Below are 22,971 nucleotides of genomic sequence, written 5' to 3'. Positions count from 1 at the left end.
AAGCCATAAAGATGATTAACATAAAATTGTGTGGCAAGGCTCCAGGCCCGGTGCATTGCCACACAAACAACAGGAATACTACAGCAACCTCCACAACCACCTACAAGAAACCACCAATGCCAACAAACTATAAAAGGCTATTTCAAGCGCCAGGAGGACAATCAGGGACGAGAATAAACGATACAGTTCGTATCCGTCCCTCGAAACTTACCAATAATGCTCAGAGGTGCAAGTAATCATCCTTATGCTTCGTAAAACACGTAAAAAATTTACTAATCAAATCGATACTTACATTCATACAAGCTTCCTATAAATAAATATTGCTAAGTAATGTTATACTACCATTCATACTTGATAATTTACCCCTGACGACAAAGGATGTAATAACATGGTAGAACCAAGTTGGTATAAACGTTTCCTCTCAATACACTTCCTCCTTACCATTATTGCACCACTTATAATATTCTTTTGCGTAGCATTGATTGTTTACGGTAGCATTTCCACCAGTATCGATATAGCGCTTGGTATTCTTGCAGGAATAAGTACCTTAGTGGCATTAGGTCAATGGCTCTATCCGTTTTCTCCTAAACAATCTGAGACATTTCGATTACCTCTCGCAAGTCAACTCATTCGTGGTAGCTTTAGAATGGGTGACGATGCCGCCGCAAACTTTCCCTACATCATTACACCAATCAAAGACATCTACAATGCGACCTCTCAAACTCTACTCGACATTAGCTGTAACATATCTGCCGACAAACAGGGCGTCCTCATTCTTGGTGAAGCGAATGCAGGTAAAACAAGATTAGCATTTGAGGCACTCACACACACCTTACCTCAGTGGCCTGTCTTGCGTTGGAGGCCAGACTACACCATAGAGAATATTCTACTTAAAGAAATCCAACACAACAAACACCTTGTGATCTTTATCGATGATCTCCAGGACTATGTCTCTAATCAAGGAGGGTCTGGCAGTGAGAAAGCTCTCATCAACGATCCCCGCACAACGAGATTACTTTCCTTAGTAGAAACAACATTTCAAAATGTACACAAAGTCGTGATCGTAGCCACATGCCGTCTAGAGGATGAAACACAAGTAAAAGCAGAGCTAGGCCAGCTTATCACCAAACTCACGGTTATTCAACTCCATCGTTTTGACGGAGACATTACTAATCCCAAAGTTGCTGGGATAATTGCTGATTTTCAAAAACATGGAAGCTCTCATCGAGAAGATTGGGATGGTACACTAGGATCACTAGTCCTTGGCCTCTCAACAAAAGAAAGTGAGTATTTGAAACTACAAAACACTCCCGCAGCAACAGTCCTACATGCTATGAAACTCCTAGCAAGAGTAAACATGTCAACATATACTAAGAGATATCTACGCACTATATGTGCAGATATCTTTAACGAAAAAGACATCCTTACAAACGAAAAGATATGGCAAGAAGCAATAAATCAATTAATAATTAAACAATTCATTACAGAAGAAATAGCAGAAAGAAACCATGATATAACATTAGCAATTCGCAAAGATTCCTATTTTAACCAAGTAATTACGAATTACCCTACTCCAAATCGCCCTCATCAATTGTTTCAAGATCTAGTTCAACTCAAAGATATATTTGTCTCATCAAGAGATACAGATAATATTGTTAATCTAAGTATTGCACTTATTAAGCTTGAAAAATACCAAGAAGCCCTAGAGGCTTTTGAACAAGCTATTTCCCTCGATCCCAACAATGCTCGTATCTTTCTTGCTAAAGGTACGCTTCTGATTATGCTCAATAGACATCAAGAAGCTCTAGAGGCTTTTGAACAAGCTATCTCTCTCAACTCCAACAAGGCTCCTGTCTTTCTTGTTAAAGGCGTGATTCTTGGTAAACTTGGACGGCTTCAGGATGCGCTAGAAGCCTATGAGCGGGCTATCTCCCTCGATCCCAACAATACAAATGCCCACCACAACAAAGGTATAGTTCTTGGTAAACTTGGACGACTTCAGGATGCGTTAGAGGCTTTTGAGCGAGCTATCTCTCTCGATCCCAACGATGCAGATGCCCACCACAACAAAGGTATAGTTCTTGGTAAACTTGGACGACTTCAGGATGCGTTAGAGGCTTTTGAGCGGGTTATCTCTCTCGATCCCAACAATGCGGATGCCTATTTCAACAAAGGTATAGCTCTTGGTAAACTTGGACAACATCAGAATGCGCTAGAGGCTTTTGAGCGAGCTATCTCCCTCGATCCCAACAATGCAGATGCCCACCACAACAAAGGTATAGCTCTTGGTAAACTTGGGCAACATCAGGATGCGCTAGAAGCCTATGAGCGAGCTATCTCCCTCGATCCCAACAATGCAGATGCCTATTTCAACAAAGGAACAATCCTTAGTGAACTTGGGCAACATCAGGATGCGCTAGAAGCCTATGAGCGAGCTATCTCCCTCGATCCCAACAATGCAGATACCTATTACAACAAAGGTGTAGCTCTTGATGAGCTTGAACGGCTTCAGGATGCGCTAGAAGCCTATGAGCGGGCTATCTCCCTCGATCCCAACAATACAAATGCCCACCACAACAAAGGAGCAATCTTTAGTGAGCTTGGACGACATCGGGATGCTCTAGAGGCTTTTGAGCGAGCTATCTCTCTCGATCCCAACGATGCAGATACCTATTACAACAAAGGTGTAGCCCTTGGTGAGCTTGGACAACATCAGGATGCACTGGAAGCCAACGAGCGAGCTATCTCTCTCGATCCCAACGATGCAGATACCTATTACAACAAAGGTGTAGCCCTTGGTGAGCTTGGACGACATCAGGATGCGCTAGAAGCCTATGAGCGAGCTATCTCCCTCGATCCCAACAATGCAAATGCCCACCACAACAAAGAGATTACCATTGAAAGGCTAGAAAAAAGCAAAGATTCTCAACAAGAGTACAATAAAGTTCACCCTCTTGGTAAGCTACTAAACCAAGAGAACCCTTGAAATAGCAACAACTTGTGGGAGCAAAACAGGGAGCAAAACCATTAGACACAAGTGGGAAATTTAGACGAGATTAGACAAAATAACAACGGCCTAAGCTCAGAATGCCCATCAATACGGCATCTAAGCCAGTTAAAAAATGCCTATTGCGGAGTTCAACTCTCCCGATCTATAGACACTCAGTATATATACCCTACTAGCAAAGCCATAAAGATGATTAATACATAAAATTGTGTGGCAATGTACCAGGCCCGGAACCCTGCCACACAAACTACAGCAACCCCTACAAATTTCTACAAGAAACCACCAATACCAGCAAACGATAAAAGGCCATTCTAAGCGCCAGGAGGACGATCAGGGACAAAGATAAACGGTGCAGTTCGTATCCGCCCCTCGAATTACCCAATCCTATTACAACTCAAAAATCTTTGTGTTATAATACGCACACCCATAAGCTGAACAAGATAAAATGGGCATGCAAATAAAAATATCTTCAGTGGGTGTTTATACAAACACCATGTGTAAAATAAGTAGAGGATACTGGGTATGACAACATTTGATTTTATGAGCGACATTTCCCTTAGAAATTCCCTGGAAAATGATTACTACGAGCTAGAAAAATGCATGAAATCAAATGCATGGAAAGCTGTTCATGTACTTGCAGGTAGTATTATAGAAACACTACTTCTTGATTATCTTATAGAGACAGAATATTCAAGACGAACATCTACTGATTTAAAAAACATTAGATTTGTCAATATGATCAATATATGCAAAAATGAAGGCGTACTTACAAATAAATCCGCAGAATTATCTCATGTTATTAGAGAGTACAGAAACCTGATTCATCCAGAAAGAACAATAAGAATTAACGAAACAGTTGACGAAAACAGTGCAACAGTTGCTCAGGCCCTGGTCAGAATGATCGTTGAAGAAATTTCGACTAAAAGAAGGCAAACTTACGGATATACAGCGGAACAAATCATAAAGAAAATCGAATCAGATTCTTCAGTTTCATCCATACTAACATATTTATTAAAAAATACAAAGGAGAACGAAAAAAGACAGCTTCTCCTAACAGCAATTCCCCAAAAATATTTGTCACTGAATACATCAGACGAATTGTCACCAGACAATGAAGGACGCCAAAAATCCTTAACTACATTGACAAAATGTTATCGCCAAACTTTTGACATAGCCTCTGACGAAACGAAAAAAGCCGTTACAGAACAGTTCCTAAAAATCATAAAAGAGGAAAGCACCGAAATAGTAAAAATGTATGAACTAGAATTTTTCAAAGGCACCGATTTAGTGTACTACTCTCCTCATGACATACAGATTATCACAAAGCATATATTATCGACCTTAGAAAGTGTTCCTGTTTATGAACACATGCTAGATAACTTGCAGGGGATCAGCATATTCTTGGAACTAGAAGATATCGTGAAGTTAATCGACATTATCATAAAAGAATTCGTGAATACACAATATGCAATAACAAGTGCAAAATATTTTCTAGATGCTGAATACCAAAACTTACCACAAGAGGCGCAAAACAAAATCAAAAGCAGGCTTACAACATGGAGGAATGCTTATAGGTCGAGAGGAAACACAGAAAACGCAGAAGAAGTACAAAAAATTCTAGATTATCTTGAACTGGAATCACTAGGCGATCTCGATGACCACCCATTTTAATAAATTGACCTTACTATAGATCAGGTATCAAAATACACCATACCTACTACCACGACTAGCGTACGTTTACAAATTGTCGCATATAGTTACCTTATATCAAGCAAATTGCGCTTTCGGAGGAACAATTTAAAGATAATCAAAGAGAAAAACACAAATATATCGTTACGCTGGTGGTCTTGAAAATAATCAAACGCCCGTCGGTTCCGTCACTTCCGCGATCAGACCCGCAACAACAATCACTGTTGCGGGTCTTTTCCTTCTTCCCCTCGAGGATTTGCCCTCCTCTCTAGAGAAGCCAGCTTTAGACCATCCATTGAAGCTTACCCAAGTTTGTTGATACTAGCAACAAATATTTCCATTGGGAAACGTGTCAATGCGCACCTCAAGCCAAAAAACGACGGCTTTTTTAGCCTTCTTTGATTGAAGTAACAGATCAGCAAATATGCATAAACTTCAGCTTTTTGTGGTTATGAGGAGGCTGTGAGATTTCTTCCTTTGTTTGCGCCTCATTTGTGCTTCAATCCTGCTTTACTATATAATGGTTGTTATCAATGCATTTTAATCCAATACAAGATTCGATTTTTAATAGATGTTGGAGATTTCTTCAATATTATTAGTGACGGAGCAAAAAGTAAGAGATTACATCCAACAAAAAAGTTGTGTAATCTCTTACCCACTCATATATACATCTGCTCGGTAGATATTCCTATATAGAGAGATTATCTGGGAGAACTGCTAGGAGTTAGGGAGATGTCCAATAGTATAGCGGGGTTGGCATTATCGGAAAACATCTCAGCTAGAAGCGCTCAGGTACGCAGCGGAAATGCGGAAAGGCTGTAAATAATGAATCCGACAAATTCACCACATCAGAGAGGGTATACGTCCAAATACCCTACATAGTCATCTAATAGCTACATTTACACGCTCTACCCAGATTCAGGCTCTCAGGACGCTCCAAATGGGAATAGTAGCAATCCATACAATCCTGAGTATACGCCTTTTCCCCAGTTTGAGAATAGCAACACTTCCAGACCCATTTACACTCGGCGGCGACCTAGCTACAAGAGCAACCTGTACTCGAACGCTCAAAGCATGTACCTTCAGGACGATTCAAATGAGAATAGTAGTAATCCATACCGATCTCATGATAACAATTATTCCTCATAACTCGATCAGGCTGACGAGATAGAGCTTATTTTTCTCCATTAACACAAGCAAGAAAAACTATGAAAGCATCGAACAGCTTCTCTTCTTAGAGGCTCAAGAAGAGCCGAGACGAGAACGATATCTCCACGATGCTCTGTTGGATCTTCTCAACGGTGCTTTGGCGCTCTTGGTCGATCTTGCAAATGCAATGGCATATTAATAACCACAATACCTGGCCGGAAGAACAGCGCCGCTTTCAGGCGCAAGGCCGTCTGGTTATGGAGAAAATATTCCCACCAGTGGGCAACGACGAACTCGGGCAAAAGAACAGTGAGGGTCTCATCGGGGTGGCGCTCATGAATAGTATCAATGTACGCCATGAGGGGACGGATCAGCGAACGATAGGGAGATTCGATCACCAGCAAATGCGTCTCCTCCTTTTCTGAGAGGTGTTTCTGCCAATCGTCCCAGGCAATACGCATCTGTTCTGCCTCTCCCTCATCAATCGCCACATGGACCGCCGTCACCTGTGGGGAGATGGAACGTGCATAGGCCAGGCTTTGGATGGCTACCCGATCCAGGCGGTCAATCGGGACAATCAAGCGATGGTGAACATCCTGTGGATGAAGTGGCAGATCGGTGGTCCGCTCGCGCTCCACGTAGTGATAGTGGGCAGAGATGGCACGGAAGGTCAAGACGAGCACAGGAATGAGCAGAACAATGATCCAGGCTCCCTCCACAAACTTGGTGATGGAGATGATCAGGGCAACGAGCAGCGTTGTGACGGCTCCCACACCGTTGACAAGCATACTCCGCAGCCATCCTTTCTGCTCCTGCCGAAGCCGCCACCAGTGGAAGACCATCCCTCCCTGCGAAAGCGTAAAGGAAATGAAGACGCCAACCGCAAACAGATTAATGAGTTGATTAGTATTGCCCTGGAAGACGATGAGCAACAAGCTGGCGAGTACCGCCAGAACCACGATTCCCACCGAAAATGCCAGCCGGTCTCCTTTAAAAGCAAATTGCGTCGGCAGAAAACGATCGCGTGCCAGCAGCGAGGCCAGGCGCGGAAAGTCCGAATAGCTGGTTTCAGCCGAGAGCGTCAAAATCCCAAGCGTCGCCAGTTGAAATATCGGGAACAGGAACCAGAGGGGACCAGTAAACACCTTCCCGGCAATCAATGCGATCACGGTCGGATTCCCATCCTGGTTGGCCTGGACAGCATAGGTCATCGCCAGAACTGTGATGCCGAAGAACAAGGTACCGAGAATGCCAGCCATCCATGTCAGTGTAATCGCGGCATTACGCGTCTCCGGTTTTTGAAACGCAGGAATTCCATTAGAAATCGCTTCGACGCCAGTCATAGCAGAACATCCGGTGGCGAACGAGCGGAGGATCAAGAAGATCGACAACGGTTCAATGGCTTTGACCGGCGCAAACTGCCCAATGAGTGGTTGATGGTGAATAACAAAGGCATTGAAGATCCCCACCACTATGAGGAGGAGAGCGCTGCCCACAAAAAAGTAGGTCGGCAAGGCCAATACATTGCCAGACTCGCGGACACCGCGCAGATTGACCACCGTAATCAGCAGAACCAGGGCTACATCGAGCGGGACCACATACGGGGCGAGACTTCCGAAAAGCGACACCAGATTATGGACACCTGCCGCTACGCTCACTGCCACGTTGAGAACATAATCGATGAGCAAAGCAGCAGCAGCGATCAGCCCAGCCAGCGTGCCCAGGTTCTCTTTCGCTACAATGTATGATCCACCTCCACCGGGGTAGGCCGGAATCGTCTGGCGATAGGAAATGGCAACAATAATCAGCAGCGCAATGATCACCAGACTGATGGGAAACGTCAGACCAAGATAGAGCGATCCAGCCGCCACAAGGTTGATCAGAATCGCCTCCGTCGCATACGCGACCGAAGAGATGGCATCAGAAGAGAGCACCGCTAGCGCCTTGATTTTCGTCAGGCGTTCCTGTTCCGCCATAGCCGTTGCTAGTGGTGGCCCAATCAACACTCGTTTGATGGCTGCAACGGAGCGGGCAACGCGGCCCTCTGGCGTCGAAGCTCGTTCTGTTGCCACCAACACCCCCTCTGTAGTGCGCCGAAAGGTTGGATGCTGGGGACGCACAATCCGCACCCGGACGCTACCGAGCCTGCTTCCCCGCAGTTCTTCCATAACGGGTGCAGATAGGTCAAAATCGTCGTTCCCAGGTGAGACATGGTGATCCTTTGGCGTATGCTGTACCTTCTCACGCTCAAGGGATGGTTCTTTCTCCGGGTCCATCTCTTCGCCCTCTTCTTTTTTGTCTGGCAGCCTGGGTCTATCCTATGAGACCTCACTTATACTGTCAAGACGTTGAGCCATCTGTTTGCTGATGCCTGCATTTTCTTGAGCAAACTTTGAGTACTTTCTCTGCAATCAAGAATACACCTTGATTTCGTTTTCGGTATACTGCTCACAGAGGATTTGCCTTTGTGTTATGAAGAAGAAGGAAAGGTTGTTCTCTGATGAGTTCGCGCGAATCTCTTCCCCCCTTTGAGGTGAGGACCGCCCCCCGCTGGCAGCACTCTCTGTTGGATAGTGTGTTGGCCTGTTCTGGTTGCCTGCTGGTGACAGCGGCTATTGCATTCTGGCATCTGTATCCGCGTATTCCCAATATCTCCATTGTCTATCTGCTCGTGATCGTGGGGCTGGCCAGTACGCGTGGACGCTACTCAGCCATCCTCGCCTCGGTGGTCGCATTCCTCTCCTTCGACTTTTTTATTGTTCCCCCTGTGTATACCTTTGTTGTGTATCGTATTGAGGAGTGGATCGCCCTGTTTGTCTTCCTGGTCGATGCTTTGATCACCAGTCAACTGACTGTAGTTCTTCGCAGACGTGCAGAGCAAGCGACTCAGCGCGAGCACGAAACGCACATTCTCTATGATCTGATACGTCTGACTACACATGAGAATAGCCTGGAGCAGCAACTGCATACCATTACTCAGGCCGTCGTGGATGTTTTTTCCTCCTGGGGCATCCGCGATTGCGTCTTCTTACAACCTGATCAGACAGGAGCGATGTGTGTGCGGTCAAGCGCCCCTCATCTCAGAGAAGAGAGTTCGTTGTCCTTTGATGAGTTGGCTATCGCCCAGGTAGCTATGGCTCACGGACGAATCATCGATCTCAGCAATAGCTTCCCTTCAGTCAGAGCGACTCTGGCTCGTTTTACTCACCGTCTCCAGTTGTCTCGTATGGAAAAGGGAGGCACCTCCTCTCGGTCTTGCCTCTTTATCCCGCTCTCAATGGGGCAGCAAGTCATCGGTGTGATCCGTCTGGGGATTATGGATGCGGCACAACATTTCTTGCATGGAGAACGGCCAGAAGAAGTCCCCAAATACGCCAATGCCTCTACTGCTTTCTTCTGGGCCTTTCTGGATCAAGCTACAGCATTAATCGAGTGGGCACGGCTGCGCCATGAGAACCTGAGCATCGAGCTTCTACAACGTACCGATGCTCTGCGTGCCGCCTTGCTTTCCTCTGTTTCCCATGATTTGCGCACCCCGCTGACCGCCATTAAAGCATCCGCCAGTTCTTTGCTGCAAGAAGATGTTCAGTGGGATGAGGAAGTCAGGCGTGGCTTTGCCTCCTCGATAGAGCGCGAAGTGGATCGGCTCAATCGTCTGGTTGGCAATCTCCTGGACCTCTCGCGCATTGAGGATGGAGCGCTCAAACCGGACAAGGACCGCTACCCGCTCCCTCCCCTCATTTACGAAGTGCTGGATCGCTTGCAGCCACAGTTGCAAGGACGAGTTGTGCAGGCCGAACTGCCCACGGACTTGCCACCAGTTGAACTAGACTACGTCATGATGGATCAGGTGCTGACCAACCTTATCGAGAATGCGGTCCGGTACACACCTCCAGTCACTCCTATTGAGATTCGTGCCCAACGGAGCGGAGACGAGATACGCCTCTTCGTCGCAGATCGCGGTTCTGGCATTGCGCCCGCCGACCGAGAACGCATCTTTGACAAGTTCTACCGGGTGCTGGACAAAGAACATGAGGACTACTCTCCGGCAGGTTCCGGTCTCGGCCTGGCCGTCTGCCGAGGCATTGTCGAGGCGCATCATGGACGCATCTGGGCGACAGCGCGCGAAGGTGGGGGAACGGTTTTCACGATTGTCCTGCCTATCGGCTCACGAGAAAGGATACTGCTATGAATAAGCCCGGTGCGCGTATCCTGGTTGTAGATGATGAGAGGGAAATCGTGCGTGCGCTTTCGCCTTCGCTCACCGCTCATGGGTACGTTGTCCTCACAGCGAGGACTGGAGAGGATGCAGTGAGGACAGCGTTGCAGCGTCGTCCTGACCTCATTCTCCTTGATCTGCTCTTACCTGGAATGAGTGGGATCGAAGTGTGTCAGAGGATACGCGAACATTCCAATGTGCCTATTATCGTCCTCTCGGCCAAAGAGAAGGAACGTGACAAGATCGAGTGTCTCGATCAAGGAGCAGATGATTACATCCAGAAGCCCTTTGGCATGAACGAAGTGTTGGCTCGTATCCGAGTCGCCCTGCGTCACGTTGCCAACATGCAAGCAGGAACAGAACCACAGATCCAGGTCGGGTCGCTGTGCGTCGATTTCTCTCAACGTCGGGTCCAACGCGATGGACACATCATCGATCTGACTCCAACCGAGTACGATCTGCTCAAAGTCTTGCTTACCCATCGTGGCAAGATTCTGACGCGACAAATGTTATTGCAGAACGTCTGGGGCGCTCAAGCAGATGCCAGAGTGCATAGCTTGCATGTCTATGTAGCGAGTTTGCGCCAGAAGATCGAACCCGATCCGCTCCATCCATGCTTTCTCCTCACCGTTCCTGGTGTGGGCTACCGTTTTAACGAAGAAGTTCCAGCAAAATGAATGGGGAAGACAAATCTTGAGCCATTTTTGAGCGAATAGACAACACTTAAGAACACACATTTATATATTCTCACGTATACTAGTGATGGATGTGAAAGGATAGGAACAGCAGAGGTGTTATCTGCATATCCTCACCGTCCTCTCCACAAAGTGCTACAAGACGAAGGAGAAGATCATATGCCTGACAGACAGGTTATCGGTGCACAGATTTTACTGGTGGAAGACGATGCAGTCTTGCGCAACCTGATTGAACGAAACCTCCTGGCGCGGTATCATACTGTCTCCATTGCAGAAGATGCCGAGAGTGCGTTGACACAACTTCGTACCAACACTTTTGATCTGATTCTTCTTGATATTAATTTACCTGACCAGACGGGTTGGGATGTATTGCGAACTGCACAGCGGGAAGGCTCTCTCCAGAGGCAGCAGATCGACGATGATCACTCACTGTTACCTGTCGTCGTACTCTCTGCTGTACGGGTCAGTCCACGCCGTCTGGCCGAATTTCGCCCGCTGGCATATCTGCCCAAGCCCTTCCCTATGGACGCATTGTTGCGTCTGGCCGTCGAAGCGGCAGAGCGTCGGAAAGAACATAAGTATGTCATCTCATCTGGTCATGAGCGTTGATTCAAGCGACTCACGCAAATATGAGGAGGAACCATTGCATGCTTGATCTCATTATCATTGTTGTCACCATCATCTCGTTTTTTGCCCTGATCGAACTCACGATTGGCTGTGATCGTCTCTAGCAAAGAACGAAAAACGGAGAAAGCCATGAACACGCCACTCGAATACATCCTGGTCGGGATCATTACCCTGGCCGTCACGATTTATCTCGTCATTGCGCTGCTTGCGCCTGAAAAGTTCTAGTGTTGTTTTTCTATCTGTGAGGTGAAAATCATGCCTGTAACAGTAAATTCTGTCGTGCAGGTCCTTGTTTTTCTGCTGCTGGTGCTCCTGGTGACCAAGCCGTTGGGCCTCTATATGGCAAAGGTTTTTACGGGAGAGCGTACCTGGCTCTCGCCCGTTCTGGTTCCCGTTGAGCGGCTGCTGTATCGTTGGAGTGGGGTCGATCCCGAAGAGGAGCAGAAGTGGAGCGGTTATGTCATTGCCATGCTGCTCTTCAGTGTAGCCGGGATGCTGCTGCTATATCTGCTGGAGCGCACACAGCAATGGCACGGCTCCCTCTTCAACCCACAGGGACTCGGCCCGGTTGAGGAACGTCTCGCATTCAACACGGCAGCTAGCTTCACCACCAATACCAACTGGCAGTTCTATACCGGTGAGCAGACCATGAGCTATCTTACCCAGATGGCTGGCCTGGCGTTTCACAACTTCGTCTCTGCTGCCACGGGCATCGCACTCGCCGTGGCGCTGGTACGTGGTTTATCTCGTCGCAGCGCCCAGACGTTGGGCAATTTCTGGGTAGACCTGACGCGCTGTATACTCTACATCCTGTTGCCCGTCTCTATTATCGGAGCGCTAGTGCTGGTCTCACAAGGGGTGATACAAAACTTCAACCCCTATACCGTCGTGCATACCCTCGATGGAGCAACCCAGACCATCGCTCAGGGGCCAGTGGCCTCTCAAGAGATTATTAAAGAAATGGGTACCAACGGCGGCGGGTTCTTCAATACTAATTCTGCCCATCCCTTTGAGAACCCGAACGAGCTAACCAATCTCATTGAAATGCTGGCCATCATCTCCATCGGAGCAGGCTTGTTCTACATGTTCGGCAAAATGGTGGGTGATACGCGGCAAGGCTGGGCCCTGTGGGCCGTCTCGGCTTCCATCTGGCTGGTGGGCATGGCTGTGGCTCTGCCAGCAGAACAGGTTGGCAATCCGCAACTCTCGACCTATGGCGTCAACCAGGCCGTCACCGCTACGCAGTCCGGTGGCAATATGGAGGGCAAGGAGGTGCGCTACGGCATCACCAACTCGGTGCTCTGGGCAGTCACCACGACTGATACCTCCTGCGGCGCGGTTAACAGCTTCCATGATAGCTACACACCACTTGGTGGGATGATTCCCCTGACGAACATTGCACTGGGTGAGATTATCTTCGGAGGAGTCGGCTCCGGGCTATACGGTATGCTGATGTTTGCCATCATCGCCGTCTTCATTGCCGGACTGATGGTGGGACGCACGCCGGAATACCTGGGCAAAAAGATTGAGCGCAAGGAGGTGATGATGGCCGCCCTCGCGCTGTTGATCCTGCCCGCCTCGATCCTGGGCTTTTCCGCAGTCGCCAGCGTGCTTCAGCAGGGAACCGTCTCTATTCTCAATCCCGGACCACACGGACTCTCGGAGATTCTCTACGCGTATACGTCGGCCAATGGCAATAACGGCTCTGCTTTTGCTGGCCTGAGTGGTTCGCCCTACTACAACTGGACGATGGGATTCGCGATGTTAATCGGACGCTTTGCCTTCCTGATCCCCATCATGGCCTTTGGTGGTTCGCTCGTCCAGAAACGTGTCGTGCCTGCGGGACTCGGAACCTTCCCCACTACCGGACCATTGTTCGTTGGACTGCTGATCGGGGTCATTTTGATCGTCGGAGCACTGACCTACTTCCCAGCCTATTCGCTGGGGCCGATTGTGGAGCATTTGTTGATGCTTTCAGGCAAGACATTCTAAAGGGAGCGCATCATGAGTCAATCTATGTTGGAAACCCCACAGCAGCCCGAATTAGAAACGCGGTCCTGGAAAACGCGCAGCAAAGGGGACATTTCCATCTTCGATCCCAAGATCATTCGGCGCGCCATTCTCGATTCGTTCAAAAAACTCGATCCACGCTGGCAGGCAAAGAACCCGGTGATGTTTGTGGTTGAAGTCGGCAGCGTGATCACGACCATCGAGTTCATTCGCTTTCTCTTCACGAAGCCCTCGGCTAGTCTTCCGCAGGGTCAACTCCTTGCAGAAACCCTGTTCGTGCTGGCCGTCGCGATCTGGCTCTGGTTTACCGTCCTTTTCGCTAACTTCGCAGAAGCAATGGCCGAGGGACGCGGCAAGGCCCAGGCCGATACGCTACGACGCGCACGCACGACGACGATGGCCAAACGCCTGGCCAATAGTAGCCGCATCAGCGCGGTTCAAGAGGTAGCGGCCCCAGAACTGCGTAAAGGTGACTATGTGCTGGTGGAGGCAGGTGATAGTATTCCCGGCGATGGCGAGGTCGTGGAAGGCGTTGCCTCCGTCGATGAGTCGGCCATTACTGGGGAGTCGGCTCCCGTCATTCGCGAAAGTGGCGGAGATCGCAGTGCCGTGACTGGTGGGACACGGGTGCTCTCAGACTGGATCGTGGTACAGATCACCGCCAATCCAGGTGAGACCTTTCTGGATCGCATGATTGCCCTGGTGGAAGGGGCCAAAAGGCAGAAAACTCCCAACGAAATCGCGCTCAACATCCTGATCGCCAGTCTGACCATCATCTTCGTGCTGGTCTGTGTCTCGCTGGAACCCTTCGCCATCTACTCTGGCAACCCTGTTTCAGTCACCACCTTGATCGCGCTGCTGGTTTGTCTGATCCCCACGACGATCGGTGGCCTGCTCTCCGCTATTGGAATTGCGGGAATGGACCGCATGGTGCAACGCAACGTGTTGGCGATGAGTGGGCGAGCAGTAGAAGCAGCCGGTGATGTGGATGTGCTACTGCTCGACAAGACTGGAACCATCACGTTGGGCAACCGGCAGGCCAGTCGATTCGTGCCGCTGCCTGGAGTCAACGAGCAGGATCTCGCTCGTGCCGCCTTGCTCTCCAGTCTGGCCGATGAAACGCCAGAAGGCCGTTCCATCGTCTCCCTGGCAAAAGAGCACTATGGGCTCTCGGAAGAAACCCCAGCCGCAGCTGAATTTATCCCCTTCACCGCCCAGACCCGCATGAGTGGCGTCGATCTCAACGGAACGGGCAAAATTTTGCATAGCATTCGGAAAGGCGCTACTGACGCCGTCGTGACCTATGTGGCAGAACACGGGGGAAGCAACGGCGATGCGGTGCGCCAGATCGTGGATACCATCGCACGCGCTGGTAGCACGCCGCTGGTGGTGGCCGAGACCATCGATGGCAATGGCTCCACAGAGCAGGCACGTCTGTTAGGAGTGATCGAACTCAAGGATATCGTGAAAACCGGCATGCGCGCCCGTTTCGATCAATTGCGCAAGATGGGCATTTGTACCATCATGATTACGGGTGACAATCCGCTCACCGCAGCCACCATCGCGAAGGAAGCGGGCGTGGATGACTTCCTGGCCCAGGCGACTCCTGAAACCAAGATGAAACTGATCCGCGAGCAGCAGACGGGTGGCCGTATGATTGCCATGACCGGTGATGGAACCAATGATGCCCCTGCCCTTGCTCAGGCCGATGTGGGAGTTGCCATGAATACGGGCACCCAGGCGGCCAAAGAAGCGGCCAACATGGTCGACCTGGACTCCAACCCGACCAAGCTCATCGAAGTGGTCGAGGTGGGCAAACAATTGCTCATAACGCGAGGAGCGCTCACCACGTTTAGTATTGCCAACGATGTTGCCAAGTATTTTGCGATCATCCCGGCGGCCTTCGCGGTGACCTATCCGCAGTTAAACGCACTCAATATCATGGGTCTCGCAACCCCTCACAGCGCAGTGCTCTCAGCAGTGATCTTTAACGCGTTGATTATCATTGCGTTGATCCCGCTAGCCTTGCGCGGTGTGCAGTATCGTCCAATCGGTGCCGGTCCGCTGTTGCGCCGCAATCTGCTGATTTACGGCCTGGGAGGGATCATCATTCCCTTTATCGGCATCAAGATCATTGATGTCATTCTGCAAATCCTCCACCTGACCCTGTAGGGGCTCCTGGCATGGATACAGCTCGTGCATCCAGAGTGGCAATGAGCCTGCTGGATGCACAGGGGCGAGCTATAGAGCGAAGGAGAGAAGTGAACCTATGAGCGTAACCCAACTTCCACCAACCCAGGCTGATGAACCAACTCCATCACCCCGCCGTAACCTTGTGATGAAGTACGTGCGGCCTGCAATTATGATGACATTACTGTTGACCATCATCACAGGCCTGATCTATCCAGGCATCGTGACGGTGCTGGCCCAGGTCATCTTTCCCTATCAGGCCAATGGCAGCCTGCATACCGTCAACGGGAAAATCATCGGCTCGGATCTCATTGGGCAACAGTGGACCTCGCCGAAATACTTTCATGGGCGGCCTTCGGTGACCGTGAACCCGGCGACCGGAACCCCAGAACCATATGCGGCTGATAATTCGACGGCTTCCAATATTGGACCAACCAACAAACAACTGATCGACGGCAATGGAGGAGCCTACAAAGGTGTGAAAAATTACGCAGACCAGTTCCGCAAGGAGAATGGTCTGGCCCCCAATACACCCCTGCCATCGGATATCGTGACGGCATCAGGATCTGGCCTGGACCCGGATATCTCGCCAGAGGCAGCGTTCTTGCAGGTAGCACGCGTGGCAAAAGCGCGTGGCATGAGCGAGGCTACGGTCCACAAGCTGGTCGAGGACCATATCCAAGGGCGTTTCCTGTGGATCTTTGGGGAACCTCACGTCAACGTCCTGGATTTAAACCTGGCTCTGGATGGAACCAAGTAGGTCTGTGATGAACCAGGAGTCAATGGACCAACATCACCGCGAAGAGGGACGTCCCGATCCAGAGGCGCTGCTCACGCGCTACGGTCTCCGCGATAGTGATCTGAACGTCTCTCTGCCCGCAACCAGGGGTGGAGAGACTCCCGGTTCAGACCAGCAGAAGCCTCATCGGGGTCGGCTCCGTGTGTACCTGGGTGCGGTCGCAGGGACCGGGAAAACCTATGCCATGCTCAGTGAAGGGCATCGCCGCGAGGCACGAGGAACGGACGTGGTGGTTGGCTACGTGGAAACGCATGGCCGTGCCCAAACGCAGGCGCAACTGGGAGACCTGGAGATCCTCCCCTGCAAACAGGTCACCTATCGTGGGATCACACTGGAGGAAATGGATACCAAGACGCTTCTGGCCCGGCGTCCCCAGGTGGTGCTGGTGGACGAACTGGCCCATACCAACGCGCCAGGTTCCAAGCATCCCAAACGCTACCAGGATGTGGAAGAGTTGCTGGATGCCGGGATCGACGTGGTGACGACCCTGAATATTCAACATCTGGAAAGTCTCAACGATCTGGTAGCCAGTATCACTGGAGTGCGCGTGCGTGAAACCCTGCCAGACCGTATTCTCGATCAGGCCGAGGAAGTCGAGCTGGTCGATATCTCCCCGCGTGCGCTGCGCCAGCGGATGCGGCATGGCAATATCTATCCGGCAGACCGCATTGAGCCAGCGCTCAACAATTTCTTCCGCGAGGGCAACCTGACTGCGCTACGTGAACTGGCCCTGCGACGAACGGCGGAGAAAACCGAGACCCAACTCCAACAATACATGACTGAGCACCATATCAGTCAGTTGTGGCCTGCCAGCGAGCGCGTCCTGGTTGGCTTCGATCATCGTAAGCACAGCCGTCAGGTTCTGCGTGATGCCTGGCGGCTGGCTCATGGACTCCATGCAGAACTTATCGCCATCTCAATCCAACCCGTGGGCTATCTCTCCTGGACGAGCAAGCTCATTGGCCTGCTCAAATATGGTGCAGAGGCACAGCGACACCGAGAGGCCGCATGGCACCGCCTGGAAGACCATGTGCTGCTCGCCGAGGATCTAGGAGCGGAAGTCATTCGCCTCCAGAACTCAGATATTGCGCACACCCTGGTCGAAGTTGCAAAAGAGCGGCAGGTGACCCAACTGGTGCTAGGACAACCCACACGCAGTCGCTGGGAAGAGATCCTGCGTGGCTCTATGATTAATCGTTTGCTCCGCTTAAAGGTAGGCATCGATATCCATCTGGTTCCCTTAGATGAGGATCAAGAGGATGAACGATAGAATGATTCCTCTTTTGTCTGAAGGAGAGAGAAATCACATGTATGCATACTATCAGCCAGGGAAGCAGGTTGACCACTACAAGATCCTGCGTCTATTGGGACAGGGGGTATCCAGTCGGGTCTATCTGGCGCATGACCTGCAAAGCCAGCAAGAAGTGGTCCTCAAGTTCCCTCTTGACGATCTCATCGGTGGAGCCGCCATCTTTGAGCGCTACACACGTGAAGGTGAGATTGGCAAACTCCTTGATCATCCCACCATCCAGCACCATCTCAACCAGGGAGAGTCGCGACAGCAAGAATATCTTGTCCTGGAGTATCTACATGGTTGCACACTACGTCAGGTGCTATACAAGCAGACGAGCGGCCACATGGACTCCAAAGAGGCGATCCGTCTCATGCTCCCTATCTGTGAAGCGCTGGTCTCTGCCCATGCACATGGAATCATTCATCGCGATATCAAACCAGAAAACCTGTTCGTTCTCGATACCGGGGAGGTAAAACTGATGGACTTTGGTATCGCTCTGTTAAAAACCACATCACGCCGCCGCTTCACGTTCCAGATGCTTCCCTCTCCCATCGGAACACCCACCTATATGTCACCAGAGCGGCTACGCGGCGAGGAGGGGGATGAGCGAGCTGATGTGTATGCGATTGGCGTGGTGCTCTACGAGTTGCTCTGTGGACGAGTACCGTTTGAGGAGCAAGATTCGTTTGCCTTCATCAACAAGCATATGTCGGATGATCCGCCTTCCATTCTGCAATGGAACCCTGACCTCTCCCCTACGTTGGCGACGGTGGTGATGCGTGCAATCAGGCGGGAGCCAGAGAAACGCTATGCTACCATGCAAGATCTCCTACACGACCTCTCTCACCTGGATGAAGTCACACCCCGTGATTACCTTCCCGATCCACCCAAATTGGGTGGGAGATATCGCTACATCATCAGGATCGGATTCGTCATCCTTAGTGTTTGTCTTCTCATCATCGCCTTCGGCTTGCTTGCACAGTTCTTGCACCAGACTGCTCGCTAACGCAAAGAGAAGCAGCGCGTCCCTTATTCATTCGGCAGTGTTCTTGGGTTATGGTAATTGGTTCGTCGGCGCAAGGCGCTAGAAAGCAGGCAAGATGATTTACATTGTCATTTTCATCGTCGTTCTTGTTGCATGCGTCTTTTTGCTTGGTCGTGGTGAAAGTCGTCGGGATCGGCAGCAGGAACGAGAGTTGCAAAAAGCATTGTTCACCCTGGACCGAGATGAGGAGGGAAAAACTTCTTAAAAAGAGACGTAAGATATGGATGCGCTGACCTCTCAAAGCCTCAATCAGAGGTGATAGTGACCATGCTTCCAGAGCTTGCAACTTCGATGTTGTAGTAGGGGGCAGTCGGCTCAAAGCCAGAGCTTTGCAGCAATATGTCGTTGCCCATATGGATTTGATCACGGAAAACCACGTTCAGCTATGAGAGCACTTCTCAGGCTTGCGCGAGATCGATGAGTCATTCTTTTTCAACCGCTGCTCTACAGTAAGAATATGCTCTCTATGCCTTCCTCCTTTGCAGATAATACCGCCTCTTTGGTACGATGCTTCGCCCTTAACGTACTTTTGACCAAGTATGGCACTTGTCTATTAAAATGATGAAATTTTTATATATCTCTTTAAAATATTGAAGAGTTCTTGAGACATGTTATGGTATGCTTTTGCATTGAAGAGCATCAACCTTCAAAGGAGAGGAGTCATCAGCCCTTTCTGGCCCCTCCTGTGAGTTTTTCATTCGCTTCTTCATAAGGAAATACCATGAACGTACGTACTTGTAGAAATTGTCATCAGCTACTTGCCCCTACTGATGACATTTGTGAGAACTGTGGCGCTGTCCTTGTACCTCTCCCTGTTACCCCATTGCGTACGACCGTTTCAACTCCCTCCCCTGTCTCTCACTCCTCTGCTGGTAGCAGCACGATGACAGCGTGTCCAAATTGCAAGCAGCCTGTCTCTCCAGGCGAGGACATCTGCGAAAACTGTGGTGCCGTCCTTATGACGATTGCGATGACACCACCTGCCCGAACCGTTGCACCTGGGCTGGAAATATGCCCACGCTGCTCTGGACCTCGTGTGTCTGGTGTCAAATTTTGTAACCGTTGTGGCTATCGTTATACGACAGCCACAGGTTCTGATTCGACCGCACTGTCTGCTCTCAGCCAACCAGCTACAACGCAGTTGGTCTCAGGGAGTCTTCTCAATGAGAAATACAAAATACTCAAAGAAATTGGTGAAGGTGGTATGGGCGCGGTCTACCTTGCCGACGACCAGATTCTCAAGCGTCGCGTTGTCATCAAAGCCTTGCTCAGTGAAGATGATCCTGATCTGGTGGCCCAGAGCGTCAAAGAGCGCGAATTCCTGGCGGCTATTAAGCACGCCAGCATCGTCTCCATCTACGATTTTGTCACGAGAGGAACCCAGGGCTATATTGTCATGGAATATGTCCAGGGCCACACTCTGGAGCAAATGATGGAGGAACAGGGACATCCCTTTGCGGTATCAGATGCGATCAACGCCATCCTGGGTATCCTTCCTGCATTCAGCTATCTGGCAAAGCTGGGTCTGGTGTACTGTGACTTCAAACCCCAGAACGTGATGCTTGAGGTGCTCAAAGATGGGACACAGATTATCAAGCTCATTGACCTGGGGACCGTGATTAAGCATGTCCCGAAGCCTGATGATGTCTATGGAACACACGGCTTTTATGCGCCCGAAGCCGTGAAAACACCCTCACCAGAGACCGATCTCTACTCGATTTGCCGCACCCTGGCCTACCTGGTCACACAGATGGACCTCGCCGATCCCATTTTCGGCATGCCACCCATCGAACGCTACAAGGTCTTCCGTGACTATCCTGCGCTCCATCGTCTGCTCGTGAAAGGCACATCGAGTAGGCCAGAGCAGCGCTTTCGCAGCACCGAGGAACTGAGCGACCAGCTTGCAGGAGTGTTGCGACTGATTGTTGGGGGAAAGCCAGGTATTCCAGTCAACTCCCGCCTGTTCGTGTCAAGTGTCACCACCACGACGGGAAAGCTTGGCCCGCGTGGTGAGGCGGCTCTCGAAGAGAACGACAAAGCCATCGACCTTCTGCGCTACGGGGACCAGGCGCTACGGAGTGGGAACTCTACTCGCGCACTCGACCTCTACAGACAAGCTCTCAGTCGCAATCTCGCGAGCATCGATGCACATCTCCGTCTTGCAGAGGTGTTTGTCGAACAAGGCGAGTTCCCACAGGCACAAGCCGAGATGAACAGCGCGCAACGCCTGGCTCCAGGTCACTGGAAGGTGATCTGGTACACGGGACGACTTTTTGAAGCGCAAGGTGATTTCGGAGCGGCTGCCGGCATGTATCGTGAGCTGATCGATGCGCTGCCCGGCGAGTTACCTCCGCTGCAAGCGCTCGCACGTGTGTGTGCGAAGCAAAACGATGACGCCACCGCTGTAATGCTCTACCAGAGCGTACTCACTGCTGATCCGGGCAATACGGAGGCCATACTGGGTCTCACCAGTTCGCTGCTCAATTTACAGCGCTGGGATGAGGCGACACAGGTACTCGGAGGTGTCAGCGAGGCGGCAGGAAAGTACGTTGATGCCCAGTTGTTGCTCTGTGATCTCTACCTCAACCGGATAGCGCCACTGACCATCCAAAATATTGAAAATGCGTCTCAAGCGGTACATGTTCTGGCGGGACGTACTGAAGATGCTCGTTACTACCTCGCGCGGGGTGATGTCTATCGAGCCGCCTGGCAACTGGCTCGTGCCAGACAACTTCCACCACATGTCACGATTGCCGGAATCTCTAACATTAGCCCGCAAGCGTTAGGCACGGCGGCAGAGGAAAGCTATCGACAATACTTGCAGCGCGAACAGCATCCACAAAATCGCGAAGTGGTGGTTCGTCGTGCGCTAGAGGTCGCTCCCTGGCGTCTCTGGTAAGAGACAGAGTATAGAATAAAGAAAAGGAATTCCTGATGTTTACTATTACCGCACACAATAACCCATACCTCCGTCTCAATCAAAACAGGCTCCAGGCTGTCCTTTCAATTGGAGTGGATGCCACCGTTGCGCTCGCGCCAGCACCATTGGCATTAGGTATTGCCCTTGATCGCTCTAGTTCAATGAGTGGAGAGAGGATGAGTGCAGCGCGTGATGGCGCGATCCGGGTAGTGCAAGCTCTCGACGAGACAATCATCTTTCTCGTAGTTGCTTTTACCACCGATGCACGCATCATCTTTGGACCTGCGCCGGGCACTCTAGAGAATAAACGGCGTGCAGTCCAGTCCCTACAAACAGTGACCGCCAGCGGGGGAACTCGTATGAGTACAGCACTGAACCTCGTTGCAGAGAAGTTCGGCCAGGATCAGACACGGGCGACTAAGATTCTGTTTTTGACCGATGGCAAGAATGAAGGGGAAAAACGCGCTGCACTCAATCAGGCGGTCGCTCGCTGCGCCGCAGCAAACATCAGTATTAGCGCCTGGGGGGTTGGGACTGACTGGGATGCTGCAGAACTGCGCTCTCTCGCCGACGCCACCCACGGGAGCGCCGATATCATACCTACTCCACAACAGGTCTCATCGGCCTTTACAACTGCGTTCGGCGAGATGCGCAAGACGGCTGTCACCAATACGCGCCTTTCGCTCTGGTCTCCAATTGGCGTCACCATCAAGCAGATCCAGCGGGTCTATCCGAGCATTGTTCCTCTCAGCGTGCAGCCAGACGCGGCCAATCCACGTCAGCACGTCGTCTCTCTTGGTTCATTTGCAGCAGGTGAGCAGCACGATTACCTCTGCGAACTTGAGATACCGGTCTACCAGCCAGGTCAACAGTTTTTAATGCTGCGCCCCAGTATAAAGTGCGTGATAGCCGACGCTGGCGAGCAGGAGGAAAAGAGTACCTCTACTGGATGGGTGTTCGCGGAATGGACCGAAGATATGAATCTGGCCGCCCGACTTGAGCCACATATAGCGCACTATACTCATCAGGAAGAGCTATCACAGCGGATCAATGACGGGCAGGCGGCACTCGCAGCGGGAGACAAAGAGCGTGCGACTCGCCTGCTGGGCGAAGCACTAGAGATCAGTGAACGCACTGGGAACGCCCACATGACCAAATTACTCACGACTATTGTATTCAGAGATGCCAGAGGAACCATTCGCCTCAATCAACACGCCGATGCTGTTGCGAAAAAGACGTTGGCAATCCAGGCTGGTCGGACCTCGAAGCTGAAATAGAAGGAAGGACCACGTGTTATGGCGGTATCCACACACATCCCGCAGCCTCC

15 protein-coding genes are annotated in these 22,971 nt (G+C 50.7%); 14 read left to right on the top strand and 1 reads right to left on the bottom strand.

The genetic code is table 11. The features are described 5' to 3' along the window. Positions 1–388 precede the first annotated feature (388 nt). Together K3T83_RS27400 and K3T83_RS27395 are read left to right on the top strand one after the other, a co-directional pair. Positions 389–2,986, top strand: a complete 2,598-nt coding sequence (locus K3T83_RS27400; RefSeq protein ID WP_220206096.1) for a tetratricopeptide repeat protein — start codon at positions 389–391, stop codon at positions 2,984–2,986. Positions 2,987–3,529: 543 nt separating this feature from the next. Beyond that, a complete protein-coding gene (locus K3T83_RS27395; RefSeq protein WP_220206095.1) occupies positions 3,530–4,678 on the top strand; it encodes a hypothetical protein in 1,149 nt (382 codons plus the stop codon). A 1,313-nt stretch (positions 4,679–5,991) separates the two neighbouring features. Here K3T83_RS27395 and K3T83_RS27390 read toward each other — a convergent pair. Then, positions 5,992–8,121 carry an APC family permease gene (locus tag K3T83_RS27390; RefSeq protein ID WP_236065004.1) on the bottom strand — a complete coding sequence of 710 codons (2,130 nt, stop codon included), beginning with the start codon at positions 8,119–8,121 and terminating at the stop codon, positions 5,992–5,994. A gap of 224 nt (positions 8,122–8,345) precedes the next feature. On the opposite strand from K3T83_RS27390, the gene K3T83_RS27385 reads away from it, so the two are divergent. The 12 genes from K3T83_RS27385 (at position 8,346) to K3T83_RS27330 (ending at position 22,921) form a co-directional block, all read left to right on the top strand. Further along, positions 8,346–10,037: an ATP-binding protein gene (locus K3T83_RS27385; RefSeq protein WP_220206094.1), complete on the top strand. Its 1,692-nt coding sequence runs from the start codon at positions 8,346–8,348 to the stop codon at positions 10,035–10,037. Then, positions 10,034–10,741 carry a response regulator transcription factor gene (locus K3T83_RS27380; RefSeq protein WP_220206093.1) on the top strand — a complete coding sequence of 236 codons (708 nt, stop codon included), beginning with the start codon at positions 10,034–10,036 and terminating at the stop codon, positions 10,739–10,741. The genes K3T83_RS27385 and K3T83_RS27380 overlap by 4 nt, the downstream gene beginning before the upstream one ends. A gap of 177 nt (positions 10,742–10,918) precedes the next feature. Then, positions 10,919–11,368, top strand: coding sequence for a response regulator (locus K3T83_RS27375; RefSeq protein ID WP_220206092.1), 450 nt, complete (start codon positions 10,919–10,921; stop codon positions 11,366–11,368). A gap of 147 nt (positions 11,369–11,515) precedes the next feature. Further along, positions 11,516–11,611 (top strand): potassium-transporting ATPase subunit F, encoded by a 96-nt coding sequence (locus tag K3T83_RS27370; RefSeq protein ID WP_220206091.1) that lies wholly within the window; start codon positions 11,516–11,518, stop codon positions 11,609–11,611. A 30-nt stretch (positions 11,612–11,641) separates the two neighbouring features. Beyond that, positions 11,642–13,378, top strand: coding sequence for a potassium-transporting ATPase subunit KdpA (gene kdpA / locus K3T83_RS27365; RefSeq protein ID WP_220206090.1), 1,737 nt, complete (start codon positions 11,642–11,644; stop codon positions 13,376–13,378). A 12-nt stretch (positions 13,379–13,390) separates the two neighbouring features. Further along, positions 13,391–15,568 (top strand): potassium-transporting ATPase subunit KdpB, encoded by a 2,178-nt coding sequence (gene kdpB / locus K3T83_RS27360; protein ID WP_220206089.1) that lies wholly within the window; start codon positions 13,391–13,393, stop codon positions 15,566–15,568. A 163-nt stretch (positions 15,569–15,731) separates the two neighbouring features. Continuing rightward, entirely contained in the window at positions 15,732–16,346 is a 615-nt protein-coding gene (kdpC, locus tag K3T83_RS27355; protein WP_373324617.1) for a potassium-transporting ATPase subunit KdpC, read from the top strand. A gap of 22 nt (positions 16,347–16,368) precedes the next feature. Then, positions 16,369–17,655: a sensor protein KdpD gene (locus K3T83_RS27350; RefSeq protein WP_236065002.1), complete on the top strand. Its 1,287-nt coding sequence runs from the start codon at positions 16,369–16,371 to the stop codon at positions 17,653–17,655. A 37-nt stretch (positions 17,656–17,692) separates the two neighbouring features. Beyond that, positions 17,693–18,685, top strand: a complete 993-nt coding sequence (locus tag K3T83_RS27345) for a serine/threonine protein kinase (RefSeq protein WP_220206088.1) — start codon at positions 17,693–17,695, stop codon at positions 18,683–18,685. Between the two features lie 94 nt (positions 18,686–18,779). Further along, positions 18,780–18,929 carry a hypothetical protein gene (locus K3T83_RS27340; RefSeq protein WP_220206087.1) on the top strand — a complete coding sequence of 50 codons (150 nt, stop codon included), beginning with the start codon at positions 18,780–18,782 and terminating at the stop codon, positions 18,927–18,929. A 516-nt stretch (positions 18,930–19,445) separates the two neighbouring features. Beyond that, complete coding sequence (locus tag K3T83_RS27335; RefSeq protein ID WP_220206086.1) at positions 19,446–21,623, top strand: protein kinase domain-containing protein; 2,178 nt, start codon at positions 19,446–19,448, stop codon at positions 21,621–21,623. A gap of 35 nt (positions 21,624–21,658) precedes the next feature. Further along, complete coding sequence (locus K3T83_RS27330; protein ID WP_220206085.1) at positions 21,659–22,921, top strand: vWA domain-containing protein; 1,263 nt, start codon at positions 21,659–21,661, stop codon at positions 22,919–22,921. Positions 22,922–22,971: the final 50 nt, after the last annotated feature.

It is taken from the genome of Reticulibacter mediterranei (assembly GCF_016587455.1).
Note: the sequence above shows the minus strand (reverse complement) of the source record. Positions and strands in the feature narration are given on the sequence as shown.

Bases quoted from the DNA above. Each gene is read 5' to 3' on its own strand.
- K3T83_RS27385 (WP_220206094.1), top strand. From the start codon at position 8,346: ATGAGTTCGCGCGAATCTCTTCCCCCCTTTGAGGTGAGGACCGCCCCC.
- K3T83_RS27375 (WP_220206092.1), top strand. From the start codon at position 10,919: ATGCCTGACAGACAGGTTATCGGTGCACAGATTTTACTGGTGGAAGAC.
- K3T83_RS27345 (WP_220206088.1), top strand. From the start codon at position 17,693: ATGTATGCATACTATCAGCCAGGGAAGCAGGTTGACCACTACAAGATC.
- K3T83_RS27400 (WP_220206096.1), top strand. From the start codon at position 389: ATGGTAGAACCAAGTTGGTATAAACGTTTCCTCTCAATACACTTCCTC.
- K3T83_RS27380 (WP_220206093.1), top strand. From the start codon at position 10,034: ATGAATAAGCCCGGTGCGCGTATCCTGGTTGTAGATGATGAGAGGGAA.
- K3T83_RS27390 (WP_236065004.1), bottom strand. From the start codon at position 8,121: ATGGACCCGGAGAAAGAACCATCCCTTGAGCGTGAGAAGGTACAGCAT.
- kdpA (WP_220206090.1), top strand. From the start codon at position 11,642: ATGCCTGTAACAGTAAATTCTGTCGTGCAGGTCCTTGTTTTTCTGCTG.
- K3T83_RS27395 (WP_220206095.1), top strand. From the start codon at position 3,530: ATGACAACATTTGATTTTATGAGCGACATTTCCCTTAGAAATTCCCTG.
- kdpB (WP_220206089.1), top strand. From the start codon at position 13,391: ATGAGTCAATCTATGTTGGAAACCCCACAGCAGCCCGAATTAGAAACG.
- K3T83_RS27335 (WP_220206086.1), top strand. From the start codon at position 19,446: ATGAACGTACGTACTTGTAGAAATTGTCATCAGCTACTTGCCCCTACT.
- K3T83_RS27350 (WP_236065002.1), top strand. From the start codon at position 16,369: ATGGACCAACATCACCGCGAAGAGGGACGTCCCGATCCAGAGGCGCTG.
- K3T83_RS27370 (WP_220206091.1), top strand. From the start codon at position 11,516: ATGAACACGCCACTCGAATACATCCTGGTCGGGATCATTACCCTGGCC.
- K3T83_RS27340 (WP_220206087.1), top strand. From the start codon at position 18,780: ATGATTTACATTGTCATTTTCATCGTCGTTCTTGTTGCATGCGTCTTT.
- K3T83_RS27330 (WP_220206085.1), top strand. From the start codon at position 21,659: ATGTTTACTATTACCGCACACAATAACCCATACCTCCGTCTCAATCAA.